This window comes from Armatimonadota bacterium, assembly GCA_028871815.1.
In the GTDB taxonomy this organism is placed as follows: Bacteria; Armatimonadota; Chthonomonadetes; order Chthonomonadales; family Chthonomonadaceae; genus REEB205.
This window is the reverse complement of sequence record JAGWMJ010000001.1, coordinates 354,070-380,284: the sequence shown is the minus strand read 5'-3', so window position 1 is coordinate 380,284 and position 26,215 is coordinate 354,070. Positions and strand designations below refer to the sequence as shown.

Below are 26,215 nucleotides of genomic sequence, written 5' to 3'. Positions count from 1 at the left end.
TGCCCTACGGCTGCGGCTCCGGTTCCGGCTTCGGCATTGCAAGCTTCTCGACAGCGAGCATTCGTACCGGGTAAGGGTCTAGCTTGTGACCGACCATCTGCTCGACCTTTTCTCGCGGTACCTCCGATTGGATAATGTAGCCCGGCCGGAACACGAATTCGGTGAGTCGGCTGTCCGGCGCTTGCTCATACCACATGAGCCGATCTGGCGTGGTCTTCATCACTTCGGAGAGTTCAGCCGCTAGGTTCTCGCGGTTGACAGTGAAACTGACTGTGGATTCGGGCAGCTCCTCGAAGACGAAGACAGGGCTGGTCCGGTGGTCCTCGTCGATGAACCAACGGACCTGAAGGTGCGTCCCCTCGATTACGTGGCGCTCATCGATCATACGCATCACGTGAGAGTCGCCTACGCTTCCTGCTCCGGTAGAGGGTTGACGCGGTGAGATGCGAACGGATCTATGAACTGTTGACCTGGCGCTCCAGCCGGCTCGGCGACGCCTGGAACGGTGATCCTCATTGGCGGCAGGTTCAGCCGTTCGAAGTCGGTCGCCGTCCAGAGAGGGAGCTTCTTGGACGTTGTGTCGGGCCAGGGCTCGAAGTCAAGGTCACTCGACGCCTTCTCCACGAGCATCTCATCGACCTCGCCCGGTGGTATCTCGGCATAGTAAGGCTTGCTTTGCAGGTAGGCGGAGCAGAAGTAACCGTAGAGGGGCTTGCCGATCTCCGGCCGCGGCACCATGCGGAAAAATGAGGGCAGATACAAACGCTTCTCCCGAATATGCTCCGATTCGCCAGTCGTGTACGATCCGTAAGTGGTGCCGCCCCCGCCGAATGTATCCGATTGGCTTCGCGTCTTCTGTACAACCTCGTGCTCGCCGAAGATCTCGCTCGCCCACTGTGGTGTCGATGCGCCGGCCACTCGCAACACGCCGAAGCTCGCGCACATTGACGTAATCTCGCCAGCGATCTCTCGACCGTAGACCGCGCGAAGTCCATCGATATCCTGAAAACCCACGAAAACCGCGGCGCCCTTGCTTCTTCCATTGGTCATGAGCGCATCCAATCCATCGAGCCGCCCGAGCTTGCGGAGCTCGTCAAGGAAGAACCAGTTCCGCCGCTCTTCATTCTCGCTCTGATTGAGGATGAGCTCTGTCATACGCTGGAAAATGACGCGATTCACCGCCTGGATCGGCGCAAGAGCCGCCTGGTTCGTGCCGAGTACGAGGATCGAATTGGACCTCAAGAATTCGTGGAGGCTGATGCGTCGCCCTGCCGCTCCCGCATGGCGCCAGAGCGCCGCAACGACCTCGTAAGGGGCGAGCTTGGAGCGGGCCGTCGATATGACGCTTCTGGTTGTATTGCCTCCTTCCAGGTGCAGGTCGATTAGGTCTTCACCTTCGGGCGTTTGCCGAAGAACATGCCGAAGTCGGTCCCCGCTGCGCATCGCATACAGGATGTCAGAGAACCTCCACTCCTCACCGGAGCGCTCGACGAGAACGTTGATAACGCCTGTTAGCAAGTCGCGCGCGGCATCGGAGAAGTAGCGATTGGGGCCGGATTCCTCCGGGATAAGAATCGTGGCAAACTGGAGCGCAACCTCCGGGCTCCGCACATCCGCCGCGATGTTCCATTCGTAGCATCTCTGGTCGAATGGGTTGAGAATGAATATCCGCTTTGCAATCTCTACGGTGAAGTCTCGGTCAACGCCGGAGCTGCGCCTCATTGCATCGTCGAGGATGCCCCATAGCACGGAGATAGCGTCCTGTTTGGCGTCGAACACGACAGCCCTCTGGTCTGGCTGGGTGAGAAGCGCCGGCAGGACCGAGCCCATTGCCATCCGCAAGGTCAGCGTCTTTCCGCTCCCGGTAGACCCGACGACCATAAAATGGGACGTGGCGGAGTCGGGCGGCAATGGCAATCCACCGAAGTAGATGCCGCCACCAGGAGCATTCTCCCCTGTTGATGATCTCTTGGCTTTCAGGAACTTCATCTCAGTTACGCCGCGAGCCTGGTTCTTCCGAAATCGTCCAGAAACAATGATGAGTATAGCCGCCGCGGTGAGGGCTTGCCCGGCAAGATGTACGTTGCCAGGCGCTATCGCTGACCAAGGAAAGGCCGGAACGTAGAACGATAGCGCCAGGGCCGTGAGTATCACGACCGAGATCAGGAATGGGGCCATGAGCCGAGCATCGTAGCACGGCGCGGAGCCCGGCGCTATTGCAGCTCATGCTTCCTGCGATACGGCGGAAGATGGGGCCGAACCACAATCGGAGGGTTGTAGCTAGATAGGTGGAATGAGGCCCCGAACAGCCGGTCGAACAACGAATCGTTTACCTCGGCTGCATCGCTCTGCTTCGTGGTTGCGAGGTCCAGGTACCACACATGAGCAAGTAGCCTTGCATAAGTTGCTTTATCAGTATCCGACAGCGGTTGCGCGCCTGCATTCTTGGATGACAAGTCCTCGTATGATCTGACCGCGAGGTCGACGTCCTTCCGGGTTTCGTCCCTGTCGCCGATCCGATAGTTCGCCCACGCCACGAACCAGTTCGCCCGGAATGCATCGTGGTCTGGGGAAATCTCACGATTCCATTCATCTGAATCGAGCAACGCCCCAGACACGCTTGAAAGCAATTCGTTTGCTTTCGATAGGGTCTCCCTCGCATCAAATCGGCTTCCCCACTCGACCTGAAACGACGCTATACGCGCAAGGGCTTCTGCCTGCACTATTCGCCTCTTCATGCGCCGAACGGTCGCCTTCGCATCCGCGAACTTCCAAGTGCGAGCTTGCATCATGGCGACTCCCATCAAGAGGTCGTCTGTCTCGTCGTCGAGCTGTTTGGTCCCGTCCGAGGAGTCGCTCTTGTCGATCAGGGACAACGGGAGCGTGAATAGGGCGAGATCAGTCTTTCCGCTTTTCATCTGGAGTTCGGCAAGCGCTTTAAGGAGCGGATTCCTATCGGCTTCACTGGTCGGAAGGTCAGCGATCGCTTTGCCCGCCTCGTCGAGTGCCGTAGGCACCTCGTATGGTGGAAGCGAGTACGCGACGAACAGCCTCAACCAGGCCTCGGCCACTGCGTCCGTGCTTCCACTTCGGTCCATAAGTGTTCGCTTGGCCTCGGTGTAGTCGCCGCGATACACTTGGCCGAGAGCAATGCTCAGGGCGCTCTCGTCCTTCGGAATGCCAACCGATGCAAGCGTCGCGTCGTTCAGCTTTCCGTTGCGGGCCAAGATATACGGCGGGCTAAGCAGCGTAAACCCGGAGACGTTGAACTGCTTGAGCAGATCTGTAGCACCAAGGCGATCATCGACGAACGCCAGCTCCTCAGCGAGGGTATGCAGCGTCGCATCGCGGCCACGACCGGACCCAATCGCAGCACAGTCGATAGCGAGGCGGGCGTTGCCAATCTTGTACGCGATCAAGGCGATTCGGCTTGCGATCTCCGTGCGATACGGTTCTGGAAGGGCCGATACCTGAGAAGCGGTGTCGTGAATCAGATCTGGGACCTGGTGGGGCGAGATGTCCTCGAAAGCCTGATCGGAGACCGGGCTCGCCGTTGGTGAGGATTGCGGTTCTGATGCCTTCTTGACGACCGCTGCCGGAACGTCATTTCCCTTCCGAATTAGTGACCGGCCGGCAGCCAGGATTGCGATACCGAGCACACCGATAACGGCCATAGCGATCCACGGGGTCTTCCGTCCTTGGGCCGTTCGGTCCGATGGGGCAGGACCACGCGGCGCCGCTGGTCCCGGCTGTGTTCCGCCGAGGTTCCGGTACGCCTCCCTACGTCTTGACGCATAATCGGACTCGACAACTCCGGACATTACCTTTTGGGGCTTGTGCTCACGGCGGCTTCCGCCGGACGACTCGTGGCGAACGAAGACAGACGACAGGTATCCGGTGACGATCCCACATGCTGCTGTAAAGACCAAGATCCCGAGCGTGTCGTCTCTCGGGAACATATAGTCACCGAACTCCGAGTGTGTAGGTAAGTTGCGCCGCACAATATAAAGCCCGATGGTAGCGGCTATGCCGATGGCATATGCAACCACGAGTCTGAGGACATATTCGCCGAGTTCGAGGTGTTGACGTAGCCGCGGCATGAGCATTATCGGCGGCCCTGAAAAGGTAGACGCGACAGATATCCCCATGACGAAGGCCACTGCGGCGAGGGCCAGCTCCATGGATGGATTGAGGTGTGCGGTAGGATTCTGTCGGCCTACGACGATGCCGATTGCTCCCATGAGGACGCCCTCGCCGAGGTAGACAAGAAGCGTCACAATTGTGCCGATGGCGCTCAGTATTGCGCTGCGAAGGAAGTCCATGCGTCTCTCCGCTTGCCCTGCCTTGTGGTCCCTTGCGGGCGGACGACGGCCTGGGACTGGAGTTCGTGGTTGTCCGGTCAGGAGAAGATCGGGGTTAGCTCAAGCGGTTCCGGGCCGGTTGTCGGTTGGCGCAATACGTCGTGTGCCAGGTCCTTCTGCCGGCTCCTGCTCATGATCCGGGCAAGTTCGTTTATAGTTCGCTCCGCTCGCTGCTCTTTCCTCGAATCCGGACCCGGAAGAGCCTCGGAAAAGAAGTGCGTATCCAGGCGCGCCCGCGACGCTTGGACGTAGCTGAGTTCGCGATCAGCCATCGGCCCTCCGCAGAGCACATAGGCGTGGTCTACCGTCGCCCCTTGGGCTTTGTGTGTTGTGCTCGCATATCCCAGCGACAAGTCCATATACCTGCGGAACGGAACCGCGACTTCCGCGCCGCTGTCTAGCTGCACCTTGAGCCTCGCGGATACGTTGTCCACGTGAGTGACCGTGCCGAAATCGCCGTTCATCACGCCGATGCACTGGCTGTTCCTCGTGAATACGACGCGGTCGAGTTCGTAGAATGTCGCGGCTCCAACGCGAGCGAACCGAAGGCCGAGCCGTCCGGCTCGCCGCCTCTCGTCCTGCGCTAGTCTATTGAGTTCGTCTGCCTCGCGCCTCTTGCCGGTCATGATGAGGCACGACTCTGGTTTCCTGAGGCCAATCTCAGCCCACTTGCGGATGAGCGCTTGTAGAGCGCGTTTTCTGCCTTGGGCCACGTAGAAGAAGCCACGGTCCGAATAGGCTCGCAGCGCGTCACCCGCTCTGCCCTCCGCCATGGCGCGACTTGCTTCACGTTTCCACGCCGGGTTCGTGTCTCCAGCGTCGAGACCCTGCCGGACGATGTCGGAGAGGCGGGCACACCCGATTCGGTTCAAGATGGAGTAGAACGGCCCGCCAGGCTCTACGGGCTGGAGCTGCCGCTCGTCGCCTACCAGCACGACTTTGCAGTTGGCATGAGCGCACGCCTGGAGCAATCTCTCCATCTGGCGAGTGCCGACCATTCCCGCCTCGTCAATCACGAGCACTGTCTTGTTGTCGAGCTTGTACTTGTCGCGGTCGAGCTTATAATTCAAGAAGTCGCGATGGCGCCGGCTGATCTGCCAGGTCATATACTTCCATTCATGGGCCAACCTGCTCGTCGCCTTATGGTATTGGCCGAGGAGCTTGCGGCGTGTCTTGCTGTCAATCTGCCATGTGGCATGCTTGAACTCGGCCTTGAGGCTCTGCATAATGCCGGGACCATTGAGGGGCGGTCGGCCTAGTTCGTACAGAAGCCTGCTGATTGTGATGCTGTCGATACCCGAGCTCCGGGCAAGTCCGCGCGCCGCCTTGCCGGACACTGCTGCGCCGATGATCCGATAACCGCCGCGCTCCCATGCTCGACGTGCGGCGCCCAGCATTGCGGACTTACCCGTGCCGGCCATGCCAGATACGGCGACGATCCGACTTCGGGAGTCGGCAATGTGCCTCAACGCTGCATGTTGTTCCTGGCTCAGCCGTATCGGGGTTGCACTGGGGTCGCGCTCCCTTGCGTTGACGGTTTCTTCTGCTTCTGTCGAGCCGATCGCTCGTGCGAGTAACTGGTCGGAAATGTGGAAACCGGACTGCTGGTTCATCTCGCCCACAGTCCGGAGCAATCTGGCCTCGCTCGCCAGTATGTCCTTCGTCGTGAATCGCCGTTCTCCACTGACCTCTCCCAAAGGCACTAGCTCGCCACCTGAGATCGCCCGTTGAGTGAGCGCTCGTACTTCTGATACAGACAACCCGGTACCCGCGGCGGCCTCGGCGACCTTCTGAAGGAAGTCTCTCTCTGGAAAGTGGCTCTTCTCCAACGACAGACGGTGGACCGCATCAGCGATAATCCCGTCAGCTATCGCCGGAGAGGAGACCGGAACGGCATTCCCGCGCAATGCAATCACATTGGAGCGCGAGAAGCCAAACGTGGCTGCGATCTCAGCCCACTGCATGAAGAGCACTTCGCGCGCAACGTGTCCCTTGACTTGTCGAGTCTTTACTGCCGCCCAAGCTGCGGCGGCCGGGCCCTCAACTCCCTGTTCTTTCATGAAGGCACGCAGCTCTTTGCTCCGGGTGGAGAACCGGTCACAGAGGCCGTGTGGTACGCCTGCGACCCGGAAGAAGACGCCGTCACGCTCTATCACAAATCCGATCTGCTGCATCCCGAGCGCAAGGCTCGCGCGATAGACCGCGCCGGCCGCCATCTTGTGTCGGTACACCGGCTTGCTGACGATCGCGCCCGGCAGACCGTCTTCTCCTATCCCCGCGTTCAAACACAGCGCGTGTGTGTGCAGGTCAGGATCTTGCGCTCTTGATGTCCCGTGCTCGTACGCCGCGACGATGAAGCCAGCACGTTGCTTGACGCGTCCGCCTTTCCCGCGGCGAGTGAAGCACGCCACATCCTCCAGGTATCCGATCGCCTCTCGCACCGCGTTGAGATGCGCGCTCTGTATATGCCGGCGAGTGTGTGGATTGGCGAGTGCAAATAGGACGGACACGGACTTCGGCGCCGAGAACGTCAGATCCCATCCAGGTTGGCGGTTCTCCTTACCGGCGTTCTGTACAAGAGTGGCGTCCCGATCCGGGTGAAAGCCCTGGAACACACGAATGAACGTCTCGGACACGACCGTGCTTTCGAGGCCAAGGGCCGCGGCGCCCCGGCCAAGCCAGATACCGGGCGCCTCGCCGCCGTTGGTCAGGTAGTCCTCTCGGGCCAGCCCGTCGTAGTAGTGTTCCTGGCCATTCTCGATGTCAGCTAAGGAGAGCATCGCGTGTTAGCCCCGGCGGAGGTTGTCCGATATCCATGACCTGATCGCTTGCGCGTCGCCCTTGGTGAGGTTCACAAGGATGACTTCCAACGACCGGGCAATGTCTTCTCGGAGTTCCGCCACGTCAGCGGTCACTTGGTCGAGTTCGGCAAGTAGCCGAGTTTCGTCGTGCCGGTCCAGCAGCTCTAAGAGTCGCTGCCGGGCGTACTCATGGATACTGATTTCGTAGCTTGCCGCGCCCTTCTCAAGTATCGCGAGGTAGTACTCGTCCACGCGGAATCCGATCGTGAACGTCGGTCGGCGACGGTGCGGCTGGCGGCGCCGGCTGCTGGTAGCCGACCGTTTCGGGGGTTGGTCGCTCCGCAAACACTCCTGGTTAGCTGATTCCATCGTAAATCTGACCTCTGGGTTGCTCCCCTTGATTGCAGTTTGCAAGCGAAAAGCGAGCCTGGGAATTGCTGGTTGTGCGCGAAGCTGTTAGCACCGAAGGTGCATCAGGTGTACCGAGGGCGAAGCCCGAAGGATTTCCTAGTCGTTGCATGGCGGCTATCCGATAAGGCGAAGCAGTCGGGTACTGATGTGCGACACGATTTGCGAGCTTCGGGCGGAGGGCTGTAGATTCTCTGGCAGCAGCAGCAATGCGACGCTGGTGCGATGGAACAGACGTGTCGCGAGGCTCCGAGCACGCTGGTGCTGGGAATCGAGAGGGGCGCTGCGTGACGGCTCGCTGCCGTTGTCGAAGTGTCGGGCCGCGTCGCGGACGCAGAGCGGCCTAAGAGAGAATGGTTTTCCGTAGACGGACCGTCTGCGGGGCTTACCAATTGCCCCCAAGCGGTTCGGCTGCGGAAAACCGGAAGGAGTTATCCATAGGGGATAGCCCGTAGGGGGTCCCTGTGGGTAACTCCTTCGCGTCTGCCCGCGCCGCCCGTTATAGGCTGTACCGTGCTCTTTCATATGGCGGCGCACCTCAGAACACTCCAAGCTGCTTGAGCGAACAGTGCTTTCCGTTGCAGCCGACAACAACATGGTCGAGGAGGTCGATGCCGAGAACCTTAGCGGCTTCGGCAAGGCGGGCGGTGACCTGCCGGTCCTCGGGTGACGGCTGCGGGTCGCCAGACGGGTGGTTGTGGCAGACGATGACAGACGAGGCGTTGGCGAGAATCGCGGGCTTGAATACCTCGCGCGGATGGACAAGCGCGCTGTCGAGCGTGCCAATGGAGACCGTATTCAGACCGATGACGCGGCTCTTGGTATCGAGGAACATGGTCACGAAGTTCTCCCGGTCCGCACCCTTCAGGTATCGCTCGAAGATCCGGGCGGCTTCCTCCGGCGAGCGTATCGTATGCTGGGAATGGTCGTCCGCCGGATTGTCCCGTACAAGTTCGATCCTGAACACGGGCAGGGCCGACTCTCTCGCCGGTCGGCGGCTTACCTCCGGCTCGTAGAACAGCGCATGCTCAAGCGATGTTTGCTCTCGACCTTCCGCGTTTGCTCGTGCCCTTGCGACCATAGCGCCACAGCATAACACGGTCTGCGCGCAAACGGATTGCAGTTCTGCCCTGGCTGTATCGCCCCGACAGATCCTGTCGTCATTTTGCGACGACACGAGGTTGCAATTTCAGCGTCATCTACCGGCTGTTTCCGGTTGCAGGCGAACGCTTCTGCCTTGCCTCTCTCAGCAAACGGCGCACAAGGTCTGAAAGGCCGCCGGGCTGCCGCTTTGCCCACTCGGCGAGCTCCTCGTCAATGAGCACGTTGTACTTCTTGGTCGGAGGCCCCGGTACTGGTCCCGGGCGGCGTCTGGATGTGGTTGTCATCTGGAACATGGGGGCGATCCTAGCAGAACCACCCGGCCAAGGGAAGGATCTATTCCGCATTGATCACCCATTTTTTGCTTGACTGCTACCTAACAATTGCCTATCTTATGGGTGTCAATTAATGTCAACCAATTACAAGGAGAAATATGAATGACGAAACCAAAACCATAACTGGCGACAACGTGATCTACTCGTACACGCGGCGGGAGGCGCTAGAGGACGGAGTGCTGATCGATGTCTCGAAGATGGCCGCCGAAGCTGGCTTCCGTTACCCTGTTGCATTGACCGCGGCACTGTGGGCGGACATCAACGACATTCCGGAAAGCAAGAGCTGGCAAGATCCTACTGGTCGCCTCTGGGATGTGCTCTGGATGGGACTAACCTCAATTCGGGGAAGCAGGACTAGCGGATCTGAACTGGTGTACGGGTTGAATATGCCTGTCGGGCCGACTACAAGCTATAGCGTTAAGCTCGTCTGCGGACCGGGCGATGATTTGGAGCCGGTCATCACCCTGATGCGGCCCGACGAGGACTAGACAACAAATGCCCTCCTCCGTGCGGGATTTCCCCAGAGGAGGGCGACATCAACCCAAAACATGAGAGGAGGTATGAAGCACGGATACTTGATGAATCTGTATGTGACACCACGAAGCTACGCGGATTGCGAAGCGAGGGCAGCGGCCCACCAGCCAGCCATCCATCGACCAGAGGACGAATTTGAAAAGGCGCTCGTGGAGCTGTACACCGGCTGGCTCCGGTACGCAGACGCACGACAACAGCGCTATGGGAGTGGGGTCCGAGACGACGGATTACTCGGCAGCGAGCGAGCTGAGATAAGCGTTGCGCTCAACGAATTCCTTGGCGAGCAGTGGGCTGCGATCGGGGTGGCGCTCAGAGGATTGCTGCATGGTGAGCGCGGGCGGCTAGACGGTCGAACTCTCGATTCCCTTGCCGCTAACGCCTTGCGTTCGGAAGGTTTCGAGCCCGACAACCTCTAGGCTACAATGATCTGCAAATAGGTGCCCACGGATCGACCGGTGGGCGTCACTTGGCGCCGGAAACACGGCGGGGGGCCTGACGTGGACAATTTGACCGACTACCTGAGCGACGCCACAGCGAGATTTGACCGTGCGATCGAGATCGGGAGGCCACGCGAGGCAGAGTTCATCGCTCGTCAGGTTGCGAGCCTCTATCCCCACTCTCCCGAAGCATCCCATATGGTCGCGCGCTTCAGTCAGTTAAGCGGTGAGACGGTTAAGTCCGCCATTGGCAAGGAGCGCCGCTCATCACGTCGCCGCACTCCGGCGCGGTCTGTTACGCTCACGGCTCGCCTGATTCTAGGCGGCTCCGCAGTGTTGGCCGTAGCCGCGGTCGTTGGCTTGAGCTCTCAGCGAGCGTTCAGGTCGAGACCAGCCCATCAAGCGCAAGCTCCCCGATCAATGTCAGAACCACTTCACTTTGTACTCGGTCCGAAGATCACCGGAGTGCTCCCTGTAATCATATTCGAAAACAAGGGCCGAGGTCTTGGTCCGGATGCTCCGTTCCGGTCGCTCGCTGACGTGTCTGTGAGGTCCGGGAACTAAGTCGATGGGCTCGGGCGGGCGTCTTAGGGCGCCGGAAACACGGCGGGGGTTGACATGGAGAGTGTTACCGACTACATGGCTGACGCGGCTATAAGATTCGACCGGGCAGTGGATCTCGGCCGTATCCGCGAAGCGGAGTTCATCGCTCGGCAGGCTCTGAGTTTGTACCCTGAGGAACCAGGCTCACAGGCTCTGCTCGACCGCCCTGCGCGGGTGTGAGTGCATGCCTCGTGCCAGGCGGGCGGCTTTGCGGCGGCGTCACCTCCACTGTAGCGATCATACTGACAGCGTGATGGTTTCGGACATACCAACGCTGCCCCTGAATACCAAGCGATCGATACCCGATAATGGAGTTGACAAACAACTCAACACCTGTTATACTCTGCTTCGAGGAGCGACAGTGATGACTTTCGGCGAGGCGCTGCGAGACGCGCGACGGGATTCGGGGCTGAGTCAGAGGGAACTGGCGGACCGGGCGGGCGTGGACTTCTCCTACATTAGCAAGATTGAGAACGGGCGCATCCCGCCTCCGGCCGCAGACACTGTGGTGAAGCTCTGTGAGATCATCGGCGTACAGCCCGAGAATCTGCTGTCGCAAATCGGCAAGATGCCGTCCGACGTGCAGAAGACCGTCAGCTCAAGCGCCGCCGCCCAGGAGTTCCTACGCGAAGCGCAGCGGATCGGCCTGACAGATGACGAGTGGCGAGCGCTGAGTCAGGAGCTAAGGGGGCTGCGGAGGGATCAGTAATGTTAGCCGGTGAACCATCGCTCTTTGATCCGATGGAATTCGTATCGGGTGAACCCCGTACAGCGGATGACCTCGGCACCGTCGAGTGGTCGTACAGTCGGCGCTCGTTGCTTGAAAAGTGCCCGCGACAATACTACTACGCTTACTACGGAGCGAACAAGAGAAGGGCACAGAACGATCCCGACAAGTTACTGCTCCACCGGCTGAAAGGCATGTCCAACCGACATATGCGAGTGGGCGACATTCTGCACATGGTGATCGCCAATTACTTTCGCGCAAGGCAACGAGGCGACGACTGGACGTTGGATCGGCTTACTGGATGGGCCAACGATATTCTTGTAGCCGACATAACCTATTCAGAATCAGACCCGCGCGGCGAGAACCCGCACGAGGGACAATTCCCACCAAAGCTGCTACACGAGTTCTATTACGGGTGGGCCGACGTGCTGGACCTGTACGCAGAAGCACGCGAGCGGCTTTCATCGGCGCTGGCGATGTTCTACACGGCTGAGGCGTTCGGGCCCCTCCGCATGATGGGGTGTCTCCCTGACGCTGAGATTGAGAGGACGGTTAGCATAGCGGGCCTTCCGTGCAGGGCCGAAGGCAAAGTCGATCTCTATCGAGTTGCCGATGGCGGCATCAAGATCGTGGACTGGAAGAGCGGCGTGCCTGGCTCGGGTGGCGACGACAGCCTTCAGCTCTCTGCATATGGCTTGTGGGCGCACGTTGAACAAGGTATCCCTCCACAACTGGTTTCCGTGAGCATGGCCTTCCTCGGCAACGGCGCGGTCGTGTCGTATGGTGTCTCTGACAGCGAGATGGCGGCTACCCGAGCGCGCATCTGCCAGGACGCGGAGAGGATGGCGCTGGCTCACGAATATGTCGCGCTCAGCGGATCTGCGGCGTTCACCGCCCATCCGCAGCCGAGAGTCTGCCAGATGTGCCCGTTCCTGTGCGCCTGTTCGGATGGTAAGGAGTGCGTCGATGCGTGAACCCATCGTCGAAACGTCGATACGCTTGGTTCAGCGAGGGTGCGACCTTTGGGTGCCCACGCGGGCGGCCAAGATCGTCGGTACTCGCCTGACCGAGAATCAGCGAGAGAGGATGTGCGGGCGGCTTCGGTACCAGCAAGGGCTGGCGAGCGTAGTCGTGGGAAATGACGCTCTTCTTGTCGCCACGTCACGCGCGATCCCTGAGATGCGAATGCAGGAGGAGAACTGGGAAGCTACGATCCTCGACGCTGGCGAGCCTGCCCGACAGCTCTCGCTTCGAGAGGAACGAGGGCGCGCCTCCATTCCCGATCTCGTAGAGCGAGCTGTGCTTGCGCAAGTCCACCGCAAGAGACGCCGCTGGACCCTTTCCAGCCCGCGCAAATGGTATGACCCAGAGCCGTTCCAAGAAGAGATGGGGATCGCGGCGTACAGGTGCATCGCGCTTGGCGCGCGCTTCATCGAGGAGGTTGGGATCGGGATCGCCGCCGACGTACAGACTGCCTTCCTTACGACGCAGAATCTGGCCTGGTTCTTCGACCCAACACAATCTGCGCAGGAACGCGAGCGGCGACACACGTTGTTCGACCGTCTAGCGAACCGGCAGGAGGGGCAGCGCGGCACGCTGGTCTACAGCATGGGCAGGACGATGCGCGTCTACTTCTCTCATGCGGACGGGAAAACGTGCGGACAAGTGCCTATCAGGGTGAAAGACCAGACATACTCGTCGCTCACGGATTACTACACGGCGGTGTATCCTGAGCTAGGCGTCACCGACGACACGCCTGCGGTGTACGTCTTCTTTGACATGGGTGAGCGGCCCGTGGCCGGGAGCCTTCTTCGCGTGCGCGTGATGAACGACAACCTGCCGCGCGGCCTCCGCGACATCGACAAGATCGCTCCTGCCGACAGGCGCAACTACATCGACGGGTTTTGGGCCGAACTGGGCGACCGCCCATGCGGTTTCGTCGCACCTGGGACCGAGCGTGAGTATTGGCGTCCTGCTCCTGGCCGTGTTTGGAGGCCCGCGCTCCCCACGCTCGAATTTGGACGGGACCGCAAGTTGGCTCCGACCCGAACGGCGGCGACCGTCCATGCCAGCTATCATCGAAGGCGTACGGACATGCTCAGTGATGGTGGCTTCTACTACCTTCCTCCGACCACGCATCGGACGCTCTACTGCGCCTACCCGAAGGGCATGGGCCTAGATGCCGCACAGCGTTTCATCTCCAGCATGTGCGAGATGGCGTCTGATTGGACGGGTAGCCCGTTTGCTTTCGAGCTTGTCGAGTACGGGTCGATAGAACAGGCTGTCGATACGCTCCAGCGCGTACGGGACGACGGCATGGTGGTCTTCGTTCTAAACGAGGAACCTGCGGCATATTATTCGGTCGCCAAGGGTCTGGATGGTTGGCGCGTCAAGCGCGTTACACAGCGTCGGCTCTGTAGTAGCTACCGGAGCCTGATCGATGGCGTGACGGATAGGCGGACGGGGAAGGTGTCTGTCGACCGAGGGCGGCGGGAATGGGAGCAGTTTGTGCGCATGTCCGCACTGGATGTTCTCCAGCAGATGGACGCGATCCCGTGGCGGATCGACGGTGCGGACGCCTATGATGCGCAGCTCGTAATCGATGTCGGGCATGACCGTCGCTACCTCGGATTCACGATCCTCGTGAACCGTGGTGTAGGGCTTACGCCCGCTTTCCAACTCTGGTCAGACGTGCAGCAGAAGCTGGACACGAAAGCCGAAGCGATCAACCCTGAGTTCCTTCAGAACGAGCTGGTGAGGTTCATCAAGGACGGCTGGCCCCGCCGCGATGCCCACCCGTTGACCTCGCTGCTCGTCATACGCGACGGTCGCATCTGCGCGGGCGAGGCAGAGGCCATCGAGACGGCGAAGCAGCGGCTGATCCGTATTGGGTGCCTGTCAGAAGATGCCCGAGTGGACTTGATTGAGCTTCACAAAGAGACTCAGTTTCCGGTCCGCTTGTGGGAGATCGACGAGGCAGGCGCTCCGCAGAACGTGGCGGAACCTACCGCCGTCCAGCTCACAACCGCCGAGGCTGTGTTTGTCGGAACGACGCGAGCGACGCTCACACAGGGCACGTCGGAACCTATCCTGCTGACCGCCTGCAACGAAGGTGCCCCTATTCGGAAGGCGGTGGACTCGTACGCGGCGACGACGCAGCTCAACTGGTCCAACCCGGCAAAGGAGCAGACCATCGCAGTACATGTAAAGCGGGCGGACGATGATCTGATCGCTCGATCTCAGCAGGAGATCAAGCGCACCCGCTGATTCCAGTCTCAACCACCATGCGGTTCATCCGAGGGAGAAGACGATGAACACTCAATGGCTTACTGCGGAGAGCTTCGAGCTGAACCAGGCGGTTATCTCCGCGATTAACCGGTTGTCCATCCACGCGAAGCTGTCGCTCGCGGGTTCAGGGGACGCCGCGTCTGCCGAATCGCTCACAGCCGCGCGGCGAACGTTGGAGGAGTTCCTCGATAGATTTGGGCCGCTCGTCCGCGACATCGAGCGCGACGAGGAGGCACCGATCGTCGGTGCGGCCCCCAGGCTCGGAATTCTGGCGCAAAGGTACGTGCGCGCCAGGAGAGGTGCCCTGATTACTGCGCCATTCCAGACGGTATCCCTTGAGGAGCTGAAGTCTCTGCTCGATAGCGACCGTCCCGATGACCAGAGAGTGCTTGTAGGGTGTCTTCGGGAGCTGCGAACACTTGTAGAGGAACACGCCCATGCGGATGACATTGGCGTGCTGGGGGAGATGTAGGCGGTGTTCTCCCCTGGCAGCTCCAATCTACGCGGGCTTCTGGCGGCTCGGAACGAAGCCCTGGCCGATGAGGTGACGGGGCTTCGGGATGCGATTCTGGGGGCGCGGGTACCGGCTCCGCTCGAACCGTTCAGGCAGCGGCTGGAGCAAATCTGCGTGCAATGCGCCGCGCTTACGACGGAGAACCATGCGCACCTGCACTCCAAGAACGATGACATACTTGAGGAGGTGCGGAGCAACATACAGCAAGTTACTCGATCCGCCCGTTTGATCGGTGGAGTTCTGGCGATACCCGTACTGCGGGCGAGCGACACCGACAGCCTCTGCCTCAACGTGATCGCCTGGGTGCATGCCGCGCACACCGAGACCGCGCAGATTCCTGCGGCCAGCGGCGACGGCTCGATTGCTATCTTCCCCTACACGCCTGCTCCGATCTACTACTATCCGTGTCTGGAGAGGCGCAGACTCCTGTTTTTGGCGCTCCACTTCCACGAGTTCGGCCACCTGCTCTACAAGCTCCATCAGGCCGAAATGGATGATATAGTCCGCGACCTTCAACTGCGAATCGAAGACGATCTACGACCCCGGTCGCGTCGGAACGACCAGCACGCAGCGCGGCAGGCAGCGCGGCTCCGTTCGGTCGTCGGCGCATGGTATGCCTGGGCGCAGGAGTTGTTCTGTGACGCAGCAGGTCTGACGCTCGGCGGGCCAGCGTTCATGCATGCCTTTGGGTCGTACCTTAGCGAGTTGAGACACGCCGACTTCCACCAGCCCGAGGACTTGCTCCAACGAAGCACGCATCCCGTGACCTGGCTTCGGGTCCAGTTCCTCGCTCGACGCGCGCATCGGTTGGGCCACATCCAAGCGGCACAACTCGTGCGGGACGAGTGGGCGTTAGTGGCCCAGAGCCTGGGAGTGCAAGAAGATCATCACGGGTTCTACGTAGATTCTCTGGAGAGCGCCGTGGATTCCGCCATAGATGATATGTTGACCGAAGCAGGACCCCGCGCTGCGCTCGCTGAAGAGGTCGTTCCCAACCGCGACTGGCAACCAGGCGATAGTCCAGTTCTGCTCTTGAACCGGGCTTGGCAGGTTGTCGAACGTGACCGTGCAGGATACTCCCGGTGGGAAGAAGCGGCCATCGCTATGGTGATCTCCTCGACTTAATGGAGGTGTGTGTCGCCATCGACCGTATACCCCACGTATCAGGAGAGATGACGAGGACTCCGTAATGGTAGAAGATACAGAGCTCTTCAAGGAGTGGTCAGTTCCAGTAGATGATGATCTGACTGCGGAATTGTCCCGTGATTTCGAAATCGGCCCGCTACTAGAAAACGGCAAACGGCGCATTGAGGAACGACTTGTGGATAGAATCGACGGGTTGAAGATAGAGATCTTCTCGCGCGAGCACCCACCGCCGCACTTCCGTGTGTCGTACCAGGGCGAGTCGAACAACTTCGACATCTGCACAGGCGAGCCTCTACATGGGACGACCTTGTCGAAGTGGTTTCACAACATCAGGAGATGGCACGGAAGAAACAGAGAGCGGCTCGTTGTCGTCTGGAACGATCGCCGTCCGTCGGATTGCCCAGTCGGTACCGTAGACTGCTAGGGCGTTTGGGGCGCAAGGTTGTATCAGGGCCGCAGATGAGCTTGTTGGCGAATAGGTAACACAGGCACACAGGAATCCGGGACTCTGGCGATGCCCGGAGCAGTAAGCCACCTGTTTGATCTGCATGAATGAGCCGAATCCGGTCAGAGTGGTACGAACTGAACAATGGGCTCGGCCATTCAGCGGACCGGCCTAGTTTGAGGTATACTTAATTACGCTCAAAAAACTGAGCGCCTCGTTTCCCAAAAAAGTGGACGGCAAGAATGCCCGTCTGAGCACGAAAACTGGGCAATTGAGCACAAAACAGTGCGCCTCGTTCACACCGAGGAGGTCACTGGTTCAAATCCAGTACTGCCCATCTTGCCGGCGGGATTTGGCGCAGTTGGCGCAGGGGTGTTGTTGCTGGGCGATCACGGGCAGCACCAGACGCGGCTTCCACGGCCTTCCTAATGTAGATTCTTTGGCGTTCATTTACATTGGCTTTCGGTACTGCAAGGTTCCTTGCATTAGCCGCCTCGATGTACCGTGATCCGAGGAACCACTGGGGCGGTTGCCCACTTCCGCGCGCAACCGCCCCGTCCTGGCTCACGAGTGATGACTCTTCACGTTGCCTCACCTGCTGGCATTTGGCGTTACGCGGGGCAGACGGGATTCCACGGCGTCCGGCGCCGTAAGCCCCGCGACGAGGTCGGCCGGAGGCTGAGCCAGCCGCTCCCGCAGGCTGGACGTTACCAGCAAATCGTATAGCCCGCGCAGCACGTCTTCCGTACGCAGGAGGCCCTCCGCGGAGGGATGGCCCGAGGTCAGCCGCGAGATTGGCGACGGAATGTGTTGACACCTACCCGGCCGCGTCATCGAGGCTAATGCGGAGGTGCCGTCGCGCCTTATGGCGAACAGGCCGAGCATCAGCGCCGATAGCCTTTGCCGAGGACCATATTGTCAGCTCGTACTGCCACTCCATATCGTACAGAAGAGCGCTTCGTCGAGCTGTTCCAGGACGTGTTCGGTCCTGCGGCGGCCGCCAAGCTCGTGCCGCAGTACGGATATGAGGACATCGAGGGGCGCAGCCGGTTCATCGACTTCGCCCTTGAATCGCTCCTCGACCGCTATGCAATTGAGATAGATGGCGAGACATACCACCACCCTGCTGTCCTGGCGCACGGCGACTACGCCGACCAGCTTGTGCGGCAGAATAGCCTGATCCACGCAGGCTGGCGCGTGCTGCGCTGGTCCGACTGGCAGATCGGCAAAGATCCCGAGCGCGTTCGCGAGCACCTTTCCGTTCTGCTTGACGCCCCCGTGCGGCTAGTCATCCCGCAGGAGCATTTGCCCTGCAAACGCGGCGCCCTGGTCGAGCTGTTTGAGCACCAGAGGGAGGCGCTGGCCAGCCTCGATGCGCTCCGCCGCGAGGGGAACGAGATCGCCCTCCTCTCACACGCTGTGGGCGCCGGAAAGACGACGACGGCAGTGGAAGATGCCCGTCGGATGGGATTGCGCAGCCTCTTCCTGGCGCACACAATCGAGCTAGTGGACCAGGCGATCGCTCGATTCGCAGAGCTGTGGCCGGAGGCGACGCGGGCACGGCTGGGCGACGGAGGCGACGAGCGGGCACAGGTGATCGTCGGCACCATCCAGGCGATGCACGGCCAGCTCAACCGCTTCGACGCCCGGCACTTCGGCTACATCGTGATCGATGAGGCCCACCATGCCACGGCCAGAACCTACCAAGCCGTCGTGCGGTATTTCGATCCGCAGTTCCTGCTGGGCCTGACGGGCACGGAAGACCGCGCCGATGGGTTGAGTGCGCTGGAGGTCTTCCGCGAGGCCGCACACCGGATGGACCTGGAGACCGCTGTGCGACAGGGAGTGCTGTGCGACGTTCGCTGCTTCCGCGTCGAGACGAACGTGGATCTTCGGAACTTGCGCTTCAACGGCACGGTCTACCGGCAGGCGGACCTGGAGCAGCGGGTGACCGTGCCGGAGCGCAACGCCCTGATTGTGGACACATACTGCCGGAACGTGCATGGCCGCAGTGCAGTCACCTTTTGCGTCAGCTTGGCGCACGCCGAGGAGATGGCACGGCGGTTCCGCGAGGCAGGCGTGCCCGCCGCCGCTGTCAGTGGGCAGCTCGCAAAGGACGACCGACGGAGAGTCCTCGATTCGTACGACCGCGGGAAGCTGCAAGTGCTTTGTGCCTGCGACGTGTTGAACGAGGGCTGGGATGCGCCGCGAACGGAAGTGCTGCTGATGGGCAGGCCCACGCTCTCGAAGGTGCTCTACCAGCAGCAGCTCGGCCGTGGCATGCGCCGTCACGCCGGCAAGGACTACCTCGTTGTCTTCGACTTTGTGGATGTCTTTTCACGACACAACCGCGCTCTCAGCCTGCACCGGCTCCTTCGGAAAGCGCGCTACCGGGCCGGCGCACGCGTGTTCCAGGATGAGGACGGCGCACTGCCGCAGGAGTTACGGCTCCACCTGTGGGCCACCGACTACCAGCTCGTGGACATCTTCGACTGGCAGGAGCGCGTGGAGGGAATGGTCACCGCACCCGCGCTCTCGCGGATGCTGCGCAAGTCAGAGGGCTGGGTGCTGGACCGATGGCTGCGCGGCGAGCTGCCGGCCGACGAGGTTGTGGAGCTTGGCCGCCGCAGCCGGGTGCCCTACTTCGCTGCGGACCGCGTGGCTGAGATACGGGCGAAGTACGGGCTGGCGGAGGTCACGGACGAAACCCTTTATGACGACTTCGTGCGATTCCTGGCCGCGATGGATATGACGCACTCCTACAAGCCCGTGTGGTTCCTGGCGCTGCTGGAGTGCGTGGATGACCACGGCCGCGCCCGCGTGAGCGACGTGGCCGACCGGTTCCACCGTTTCTACCTGACCAGGCTCGCCTGCGGTCTGGAGGCCGAGCGAGGAATGTCGCGGCTGCGTGAACCTGCGGGCCTAACAAGATCGGAGGTGCAGCAGGTCATCAACGTCGGCCCTTTCAACCGGTTTTCCCGCATGGACTTCGTCGGCTACGCCCGTGACCGCGCGTTCTATGAGGTCAATTGTACAGTCTGGGCACGGCTGCGCGACCGGGATGAGCGGGAGGCGTGCGAGGAGCGCTGCCGCGCAGCCATCGAGCAATACTTCGCGACATTGAAGCGTGATGCAGCTGGCGAAGACGAGTTGAGCCTCGAAGAATCGGTCACAGACCAATAGGCGCCGCGCGCCACACCCATGGTTGCTTAACTCCGGCAGCCTGCGGCAGTCGAGTATCTTCGTGTGCCCGGAACAAGGCGTTCGGTGTGTAGGAAAAGACCGCGTCTCCTGAGGAGAATCGGGGCGGAATCGTGAACGCTGTGAAGAGGCGCTGGCAGTAGTACGTGGTAGTCGCGCAAGCGTCCAGGCCACCTTCACACGGAGGAGGTCACTGGTTCAAGTCCAGTACTGCCCATTGTCTTGAGAAGGGCCTGCTTCATTTCACGCGCGGACCGGGCGCAATTGTTCCGTGTCGTGCTCGCCTCCGACGGCTCGATCGGAGGATGAAGCGAACCACCGAGCGCGCCTTGGTTTGCAAGGGCGGACACGGTGCAACCCGCATAAACAACCCGCATAGTTATAGCCACGGGCGGACGGTCTCCGCGCTGGTCGGCCGGACATGGCAAGCAGCCATCACGGTGCAACGCGGGGCATAACTTGAGCTTGAAGTTCCTGATGACCGCGCCCGAGTGGCGCCGGAGGCAGTCGGATCGGCGCCGACGCCGAACTCGCCACCGCAGGGCGCAAGCGGCTCCGGCAGACCTTGGCGGAGCTGCTGACCGCGGACGCCGCGCCTGTAGCCGATCTTCTTCCCGGGCTCGGACGTGATCGTGAGGTCGAACGCTTTCGCACCTACGCTCGCAAAGGCGTCAAGCACTTCGGCTGCGGCAGATAAGCGCCCTGTGCGCTCCGGCTCGTGTTCCGCCCGCCCCCGTTGACACTTTGGTTGCGTTTGATGCAAGCAAGAACTCATTATCACGGAAATTGTCACAAAAGTACACAGAGAAGAAGTAAGCAGCGTGTGCTTGGTAGTTGGAAAGGACCAGTGGCGGATTAGTTCATTGCATGGACCAATAGTCGTTGAACACAGCTACTCCTGTAGTTCAATTCCAGTTGGACGCTTTCCGGGGCTGAAAAAGAGCGCCGTGCGATCTGCAAGTGACTTCAGGCGACTCGCAAGCGCATGCGTTTCCGCATTTGCTCCAACGGTGCGAGCTAGGAACTTCGCGTCGATTTCTGTGACTCGCAGTATAAGGTAGTTTGAAATGGCGGAGAAAAGTGAGACGTTGAAATCCTTGGCCTCCTGTGATGCCACGATCATTGCGAGGCCATATTTGCGGCACTCTTTCGCCATCGTTGGTATGAGCTTGAGGTGGCTCGCCCGATGGGCTTCATCAAAGAGAATTGAATGCGTAAGGGTGTGCTGAGGTCCTCTTAGAAACATGTTTTGGTAGAGGTTGAACAGCACGAACGAGGCCAGCGCGTTCTGAAGTACCTCATTCTGTGTACGATATAGACGGACGATCGTTGGATCTCGCGTATCGAGTAATGTCGAAGGAGAATCCGTGTTGCGGAAAAAGCCATAGTCATTTAACTCGCCGAGGCGAGCGAGGACACCGATATTCGGTTTCGGCTTTTCGGTGAGAATGTCATAGAAACGTTGAAAGCTAGGCGGCTCCTGAATACCGGGACTGCTCATCCCCGTCGATTGGCCAAAGCCACATTCGCGGTAGCTTTCCTTTATCGCTTCGCGGATTTCATGAGTTTGCAGATCTCCAAGGTCGGGATAAATGGCCGCGAAGATATCGCGAAGATCAGCTACGTTGTCTATCCAGGCGTTCTCACCCGTTCGGACAACGCGCATCGGGTTGAAGCCAATTCCCTTCTCCAGGTCTGAAAAACGCAAAGTTTCGCCTTCTGAAGCGAGTCGTTCCTCGATGTCGCCGTGGAAGTCAAAGATGACAGGTGCTATTCCTAACTTGCGAAGCTGGCGGCAAAGACGGACTAGGCAATATGTCTTTCCAGTGCCAGGTTGCCCCACGATCATCAGATGCGGATTACTGTGAACAGAGACGTTCCAGTTAACACGTGTGCCTCCCACGAATGCATTTCCGAGCAGCAGACTCCCTGCACCAAGCTGGAAAGGAGCGGCGAGGTCGGATTGCGGGTGTATTTCTGCGGAATCCTCACTCTGATGGTCTGGCAGCGCCAAATCGAGGGAATGGTCGGGGCCTACCCTCGCACTTGTTCCTTCCATGTCATGGACCTGAGATGAAGCATCTATGCTTTCATCACCAATTCCATATGAGTGTGGAATGGCAACTAGTGGTTCGGCCGTTGAAGGCGCAATTGGTATGAAAGCCGCGCTAGGAACCGCGTCTGGCATTCCTTCGTGACCAAATAGATAAATGCGGCTCGCGCCATCGAAATCCACCTCCATCGCGCCACCTGACCGCTCAGGGCAGAATATGTACCCGCGGTCCTCAAGAACATCACCCGATACTTCCGCATCCGAACGGTAAAGCCTGTCAATCGCTGTGAGAATGCGTTTATGTCCTTCTTCATTCAGTGAGTGACGACGGGCCTTGTCTGCGTAGAAGCGTAGCGCTCGCGCGAGTTTCTTGCGCCGAATTGCGGCCTGTGTTGGGCTGAGGGTCGGGCTAAAATAGCTCTGCATCCATTGTTGCCGGGTGTGTCCTAATTGTTTCCGGATGTAAGCTCGCAGGGCAGGATCCAATGCTGACCGAAGCAAGCGCCGATACTTGACCTCGATAAACTGAAATTGAAGCAACCCGCGTCGTGAAGTAGAGATGTGTACGAGGTCTGCACGTAGGTGGCCGGGTTGTTCTGCTGACTCATAAAACTCACCTTGTGGAATGCGGCCGTCGCCAAATAGTAGGTCTCGAACATCGTCAAGCGGAACTAGAAACCCACGGAACAATGATGGCCATACCGCTAAGTCGTCGTCTGCCCGGAGACAGTTATCCGCAAAGAGAGCCAGCGAAATCAATTCGCCCCGGTCTGACCCGCGGCTGGAAAACCGCATCGCAAGTCGACCGCTTATGGCCTTAAGTCGATCAAGCAAGAAAGCACAATTGCGCGGACTGCTACTGAGATTCATATCCGCAAGAGCTCGATCCAGGAGCCGCATGACTTCGTCAATCTTGCTTGTGGAAGTGACGAGCTGGATGAAGTCGAGGTCTTGTCTCTCCGGGACGCAATCTATCACGTAGGTCTCATAGATGTCGCCTGCCTCCTTTGGTGCATCGAAGTACTCAATACCCGCGTTCCGGTCCACTGTAACCACCCAGTCGCTCAACTCGTGTAGGCGACGAACTGAATCCGCTTTATCAGCTGATATATGCGTTTTGAGGGTCGGCCAAGAATCAACTCCGCCGCCCAGATTGGCGGCCACAAGACGCAGAATAACGGCGTGAAGACGCAGAAGCCGATCGGTGAGAACTCGGGCGTGCGGGTGCTTTTCACCATCAACATTTGGGGCAACCATCGTGATCCAGGTCGGTGTCGGTCGGAATGAGAAAACCCTGGCGATTCCGGGGACCATCCCGAACGCTTCAAGCGGTCGCGCTTCATGAAGGGACGAAACGGGAACTGTCTCAATGCTTGAGTCAAATGTGTCGAATGCTAACGCGAGGTGTGCAGGTTCGCGGGGCTCTGAGTGATCGCGCCGCGCCCATTTCAATCGTGGCTGCGTGATACCCTCTTTCTCATATGTCTCCAACATCCACCGATCTTCAGCGGGAACCGCACCGGCACCAGCACGTCTTCGCTCAGCGATTTCTGCTAGAAATCGGCCTGATAGGCTCGCATCGCGAGATGCCGCACTCGGGAAGAGATTGAGGCGAAAACCCGGACCGGTCAGACGCCCCGTAGGTACGGCCGCAACACGGGCTTCATTGCTCTCGTCATCGATATCGTCGATCGGTCTGCCAGAAAGTTCATTAGGACGCAGGGTCTGACCAAGTGCCTGAGCCACCATGAAGCCGTCGCCAGGGCGCAGTGCATGAATATGCAGTGGGTCAAATTCATCGTGGAGGTCAGCGTACTTGGTGATCTCGCGCGAAAGAGCTTGTGCCGCCGTCGATCCAACTGACAGGGCAAACTCCTCGCGGGAAGAGGCGAGGCAGCGAGCAAGTAGCGCAATCGTGGCTTGCGGCTCCGGTTCATCATGGAGCGTCATAGCAACCGTGTAGAATCCAAGTGTGTCCCCAAATACGAAAACCTCGCCCATGTTGAGCCCCGGCAAAAAGGCCGGAATGAAGCTGCCGTCCAACTCGTGAAGTGTCTTAACAACTTCTGCTGCTTTCAATTTCTCTTGATATCGCATGTAATAGCCCAATTCATCATATGCCTGATGCCATGCGATTCGAAGTGGATGAGAGGGTAATACGATCAGTCCACGTACCGTGCCGTCCAGTGACTGAACTTCCAACGTGTGAACCAGAGTCAGGTCTTCTCTGCCGGCACTAAGTGCGGCTTCTAAAGCGGTCGCCCACGCATTGACGTAGTCTGTAGTACGCTCACTGTCATGGTGTATCAAACCGAGTAAGCCACCGCGACCTTTCGCGCGTTGCGAAAGCAGACGAGAGGTGTCCTCCATTCTGCGCCACGAACTATCCTGCAGTGCTTGCTGAGACATTTCGACGAATTCTGGTGGTCGTAGTGGTGTCCCGTCTTCTCGCACACGGACACGCCATCGGCCAGCGCGGCCATCGCGAGCGTACCACTCTTCCTCAATGGCTCTTAACATTGGTGGTCGAAAGACGCGCGCGCTTCGCCCTGCTATACGGTAGCCGATGCAGCTTTGTCGGTCTTCTGTGATTGACGTCGTGCACGCAAGAGCGAATTCGTCTTGGTTGAGTTTAACTGCTTCCTCGACCAGCGCACGGACTCTTCGCCCAAGTCCAACTGCCGCGTGAGGATCATCCGAATGACCAAATTGCAGAATAAACTCCTCGCTCTCTTTCCACCGCAATGAATCGCGTTCATCGAATGGGCTGGGTTCCGACTCACCGACGGGATGGACAACGATTTTCACCTCCCATTTTCCGTCGGTATCCAGGTCGGCAAAGTCCGCTCCGGAAAAAACGCATTGCTGAGTTTCCTTGCCGGTGTGGCTAACCTCACGTGAAGCAAGTTCGCTTCGTTGTCCTGTCACAACTGCAATTTTGTAAGTGATCGCGCCAGCGTCCAAACCGGGAGGGGCCACCTTCCATCGTACAGTTAGGCGACATTGCTCGCTTTCTCGTTCGTCCACGCTTAGAATGAACTGAAGTACGCCTTCCGGCCCACACCGTAATCCGGACCACTTGAGAGGGTCAGCATCGGGTCTTGAACGCCAGCTTACTATTTCTATTGATTTCAATTGCTGGCTGTCAAATCCAGGATTGATCGCGTTAAGCCAAACTGCTGGATGGTATCGTGCTCGCAAAATCGCATCGGTCCATCTGAGCCCGTCTGTGTCACGGAGAAACTTCTCCAACTCTACTGCCCTAACCCTGTCCTCAGCGGGTAAGAGAAGCGTGTCAACACGCGCCCGAGCTGTGAGTGTAGCGCTAGAGGAAAGTAGGAGACGTTCCACAATGACTGCGGAGCGTTCGAGGTCCTCACTCTTGCTACCACCTTCTCTATTGGCAATTGGCCACAGGCCGAGTCGTGAGACCTCGGCTCCAATTGAAGATGGGTTACCTGCACATGACGCATAAAAATCGAATTCTCGCCAGGGCGAGATGGCGTTGAGCCGGCCCAGCCTGCGACCACGACGGCAGGCCTCCTCAGCGAAGGACCGGTCAGTTCGTGAAAGGAGCTTCTTAGTTGCGGCGATGGCAGCCGTAAACAAGTCTCGCTCTCCGATTTCACGAACAGCGCTATAGATGCCATATATTCCGGCACCCGCGGAGTGAATATCTACTAGTAGCAGAATGCTATCGCGTTTAGCCTCGCGCAAGTCTATTGCCTGATCGGCGGTAATCTGCCGAGCGCCTGTTACATCTTCGCCAACGACGCCATAAACCTCCCATCCCGGTATCTCAAGTGGGGTTATGGCGGTCAGAGCCGCGACTGTTTCGGGCGATAGGCATCGCGCGAAAGCCATCGTTCCTTCAGACGGGGATCCGAGGAGCGAGCAAAAAGCTTCGCGCAGTGACCGAGTGTGCACTTCAGACAACATGCCTTCTGAGGTTATTTCAGACATCGTCGGTGCCCTCGATGTCAAACCTCGCACGAAGGCGTTTCATCGCTTCAGCATCATTCACACCCACAAACAATCCGAGATCCCGTAGCCGACGCTCAAATAGTGCGCGGTTTCTGTTAAGAAGGTCAGAGGAAACTGACAGTCCGGGTGGGGATTCGTCGACATAAAAGCCGTATCGCTGACGTAGAATAGACAGGAAGTCGTGCATGGACAGGTTTCGAGGGCGCGTCCCCTTGTTCGCACCACGTAGGTGCCTGTGAACGAGAAAGTCCAACACCGTGTTAGACAAGACGACTGA

General features: G+C 59.3%; 17 protein-coding genes and 1 tRNA gene. 10 read left to right on the top strand and 8 right to left on the bottom strand.

Going from position 1 to position 26,215, the window contains the following annotated elements:
- Positions 1-4 precede the first annotated feature (4 nt).
- From KGJ62_01545 to KGJ62_01520, 6 genes are all read right to left on the bottom strand, one after another.
- Positions 5-385 carry a hypothetical protein gene (locus KGJ62_01545; protein MDE2125254.1) on the bottom strand — a complete coding sequence of 127 codons (381 nt, stop codon included), beginning with the start codon at positions 383-385 and terminating at the stop codon, positions 5-7.
- 20 nt (positions 386-405) lie between these two features.
- Positions 406-2,178 carry a type IV secretion system DNA-binding domain-containing protein gene (locus KGJ62_01540; GenBank protein MDE2125253.1) on the bottom strand — a complete coding sequence of 591 codons (1,773 nt, stop codon included), beginning with the start codon at positions 2,176-2,178 and terminating at the stop codon, positions 406-408.
- Positions 2,179-2,213: 35 nt separating this feature from the next.
- Positions 2,214-4,322, bottom strand: a complete 2,109-nt coding sequence (locus KGJ62_01535) for a hypothetical protein (protein ID MDE2125252.1) — start codon at positions 4,320-4,322, stop codon at positions 2,214-2,216.
- Between the two features lie 77 nt (positions 4,323-4,399).
- A complete protein-coding gene (locus KGJ62_01530) occupies positions 4,400-7,141 on the bottom strand; it encodes a relaxase domain-containing protein (GenBank protein ID MDE2125251.1) in 2,742 nt (913 codons plus the stop codon).
- 6 nt (positions 7,142-7,147) lie between these two features.
- Positions 7,148-7,414 carry a hypothetical protein gene (locus tag KGJ62_01525; GenBank protein ID MDE2125250.1) on the bottom strand — a complete coding sequence of 89 codons (267 nt, stop codon included), beginning with the start codon at positions 7,412-7,414 and terminating at the stop codon, positions 7,148-7,150.
- A gap of 694 nt (positions 7,415-8,108) precedes the next feature.
- Positions 8,109-8,651 carry a JAB domain-containing protein gene (locus KGJ62_01520; protein ID MDE2125249.1) on the bottom strand — a complete coding sequence of 181 codons (543 nt, stop codon included), beginning with the start codon at positions 8,649-8,651 and terminating at the stop codon, positions 8,109-8,111.
- A gap of 453 nt (positions 8,652-9,104) precedes the next feature.
- On the opposite strand from KGJ62_01520, the gene KGJ62_01515 reads away from it, so the two are divergent.
- From KGJ62_01515 to KGJ62_01475, 9 genes are all read left to right on the top strand, one after another.
- Positions 9,105-9,494 (top strand): hypothetical protein, encoded by a 390-nt coding sequence (locus tag KGJ62_01515; protein MDE2125248.1) that lies wholly within the window; start codon positions 9,105-9,107, stop codon positions 9,492-9,494.
- Positions 9,495-9,566: 72 nt separating this feature from the next.
- A complete protein-coding gene (locus tag KGJ62_01510; protein ID MDE2125247.1) occupies positions 9,567-9,956 on the top strand; it encodes a hypothetical protein in 390 nt (129 codons plus the stop codon).
- Between the two features lie 988 nt (positions 9,957-10,944).
- Entirely contained in the window at positions 10,945-11,289 is a 345-nt protein-coding gene (locus KGJ62_01505; GenBank protein MDE2125246.1) for a helix-turn-helix transcriptional regulator, read from the top strand.
- Entirely contained in the window at positions 11,289-12,281 is a 993-nt protein-coding gene (locus KGJ62_01500; protein MDE2125245.1) for a PD-(D/E)XK nuclease family protein, read from the top strand. Before KGJ62_01505 ends, KGJ62_01500 begins: the two co-directional genes overlap by 1 nt.
- Positions 12,274-14,574: a hypothetical protein gene (locus KGJ62_01495; GenBank protein MDE2125244.1), complete on the top strand. Its 2,301-nt coding sequence runs from the start codon at positions 12,274-12,276 to the stop codon at positions 14,572-14,574. The genes KGJ62_01500 and KGJ62_01495 overlap by 8 nt, the downstream gene beginning before the upstream one ends.
- A 43-nt stretch (positions 14,575-14,617) precedes the next feature.
- Entirely contained in the window at positions 14,618-15,067 is a 450-nt protein-coding gene (locus KGJ62_01490; GenBank protein MDE2125243.1) for a hypothetical protein, read from the top strand.
- Between the two features lie 3 nt (positions 15,068-15,070).
- Positions 15,071-16,234 (top strand): hypothetical protein, encoded by a 1,164-nt coding sequence (locus KGJ62_01485; protein ID MDE2125242.1) that lies wholly within the window; start codon positions 15,071-15,073, stop codon positions 16,232-16,234.
- A 64-nt stretch (positions 16,235-16,298) separates the two neighbouring features.
- Positions 16,299-16,679, top strand: coding sequence for a DUF4160 domain-containing protein (locus KGJ62_01480; protein MDE2125241.1), 381 nt, complete (start codon positions 16,299-16,301; stop codon positions 16,677-16,679).
- Positions 16,680-16,965: 286 nt separating this feature from the next.
- Positions 16,966-17,037, top strand: a tRNA-Val gene (locus KGJ62_01475).
- 254 nt (positions 17,038-17,291) lie between these two features.
- Here the strand turns inward: KGJ62_01475 and KGJ62_01470 are convergent.
- Positions 17,292-17,585: a hypothetical protein gene (locus KGJ62_01470; GenBank protein MDE2125240.1), complete on the bottom strand. Its 294-nt coding sequence runs from the start codon at positions 17,583-17,585 to the stop codon at positions 17,292-17,294.
- A 30-nt stretch (positions 17,586-17,615) separates the two neighbouring features.
- Between KGJ62_01470 and KGJ62_01465 the strand changes: the two genes are divergently transcribed.
- Positions 17,616-19,883: a DEAD/DEAH box helicase family protein gene (locus KGJ62_01465; protein MDE2125239.1), complete on the top strand. Its 2,268-nt coding sequence runs from the start codon at positions 17,616-17,618 to the stop codon at positions 19,881-19,883.
- 910 nt (positions 19,884-20,793) lie between these two features.
- Here KGJ62_01465 and KGJ62_01460 read toward each other — a convergent pair.
- Positions 20,794-25,917: a type IV secretion system DNA-binding domain-containing protein gene (locus KGJ62_01460; protein ID MDE2125238.1), complete on the bottom strand. Its 5,124-nt coding sequence runs from the start codon at positions 25,915-25,917 to the stop codon at positions 20,794-20,796.
- Positions 25,918-26,215 lie beyond the last annotated feature (298 nt).

Coding starts and splice junctions, on each gene's coding strand:
- KGJ62_01545 (MDE2125254.1), bottom strand. CDS start 385: ATGATCGATGAGCGCCACGTAATCGAGGGGACGCACCTTCAGGTCCGT.
- KGJ62_01540 (MDE2125253.1), bottom strand. CDS start 2,178: ATGGCCCCATTCCTGATCTCGGTCGTGATACTCACGGCCCTGGCGCTA.
- KGJ62_01535 (MDE2125252.1), bottom strand. CDS start 4,322: ATGGACTTCCTTCGCAGCGCAATACTGAGCGCCATCGGCACAATTGTG.
- KGJ62_01530 (MDE2125251.1), bottom strand. CDS start 7,141: ATGCTCTCCTTAGCTGACATCGAGAATGGCCAGGAACACTACTACGAC.
- KGJ62_01520 (MDE2125249.1), bottom strand. CDS start 8,651: ATGGTCGCAAGGGCACGAGCAAACGCGGAAGGTCGAGAGCAAACATCG.
- KGJ62_01515 (MDE2125248.1), top strand. CDS start 9,105: ATGAATGACGAAACCAAAACCATAACTGGCGACAACGTGATCTACTCG.
- KGJ62_01510 (MDE2125247.1), top strand. CDS start 9,567: ATGAAGCACGGATACTTGATGAATCTGTATGTGACACCACGAAGCTAC.
- KGJ62_01505 (MDE2125246.1), top strand. CDS start 10,945: ATGACTTTCGGCGAGGCGCTGCGAGACGCGCGACGGGATTCGGGGCTG.
- KGJ62_01500 (MDE2125245.1), top strand. CDS start 11,289: ATGTTAGCCGGTGAACCATCGCTCTTTGATCCGATGGAATTCGTATCG.
- KGJ62_01495 (MDE2125244.1), top strand. CDS start 12,274: ATGCGTGAACCCATCGTCGAAACGTCGATACGCTTGGTTCAGCGAGGG.
- KGJ62_01490 (MDE2125243.1), top strand. CDS start 14,618: ATGAACACTCAATGGCTTACTGCGGAGAGCTTCGAGCTGAACCAGGCG.
- KGJ62_01480 (MDE2125241.1), top strand. CDS start 16,299: ATGGTAGAAGATACAGAGCTCTTCAAGGAGTGGTCAGTTCCAGTAGAT.
- KGJ62_01470 (MDE2125240.1), bottom strand. CDS start 17,585: ATGCTCGGCCTGTTCGCCATAAGGCGCGACGGCACCTCCGCATTAGCC.
- KGJ62_01460 (MDE2125238.1), bottom strand. CDS start 25,917: ATGTCTGAAATAACCTCAGAAGGCATGTTGTCTGAAGTGCACACTCGG.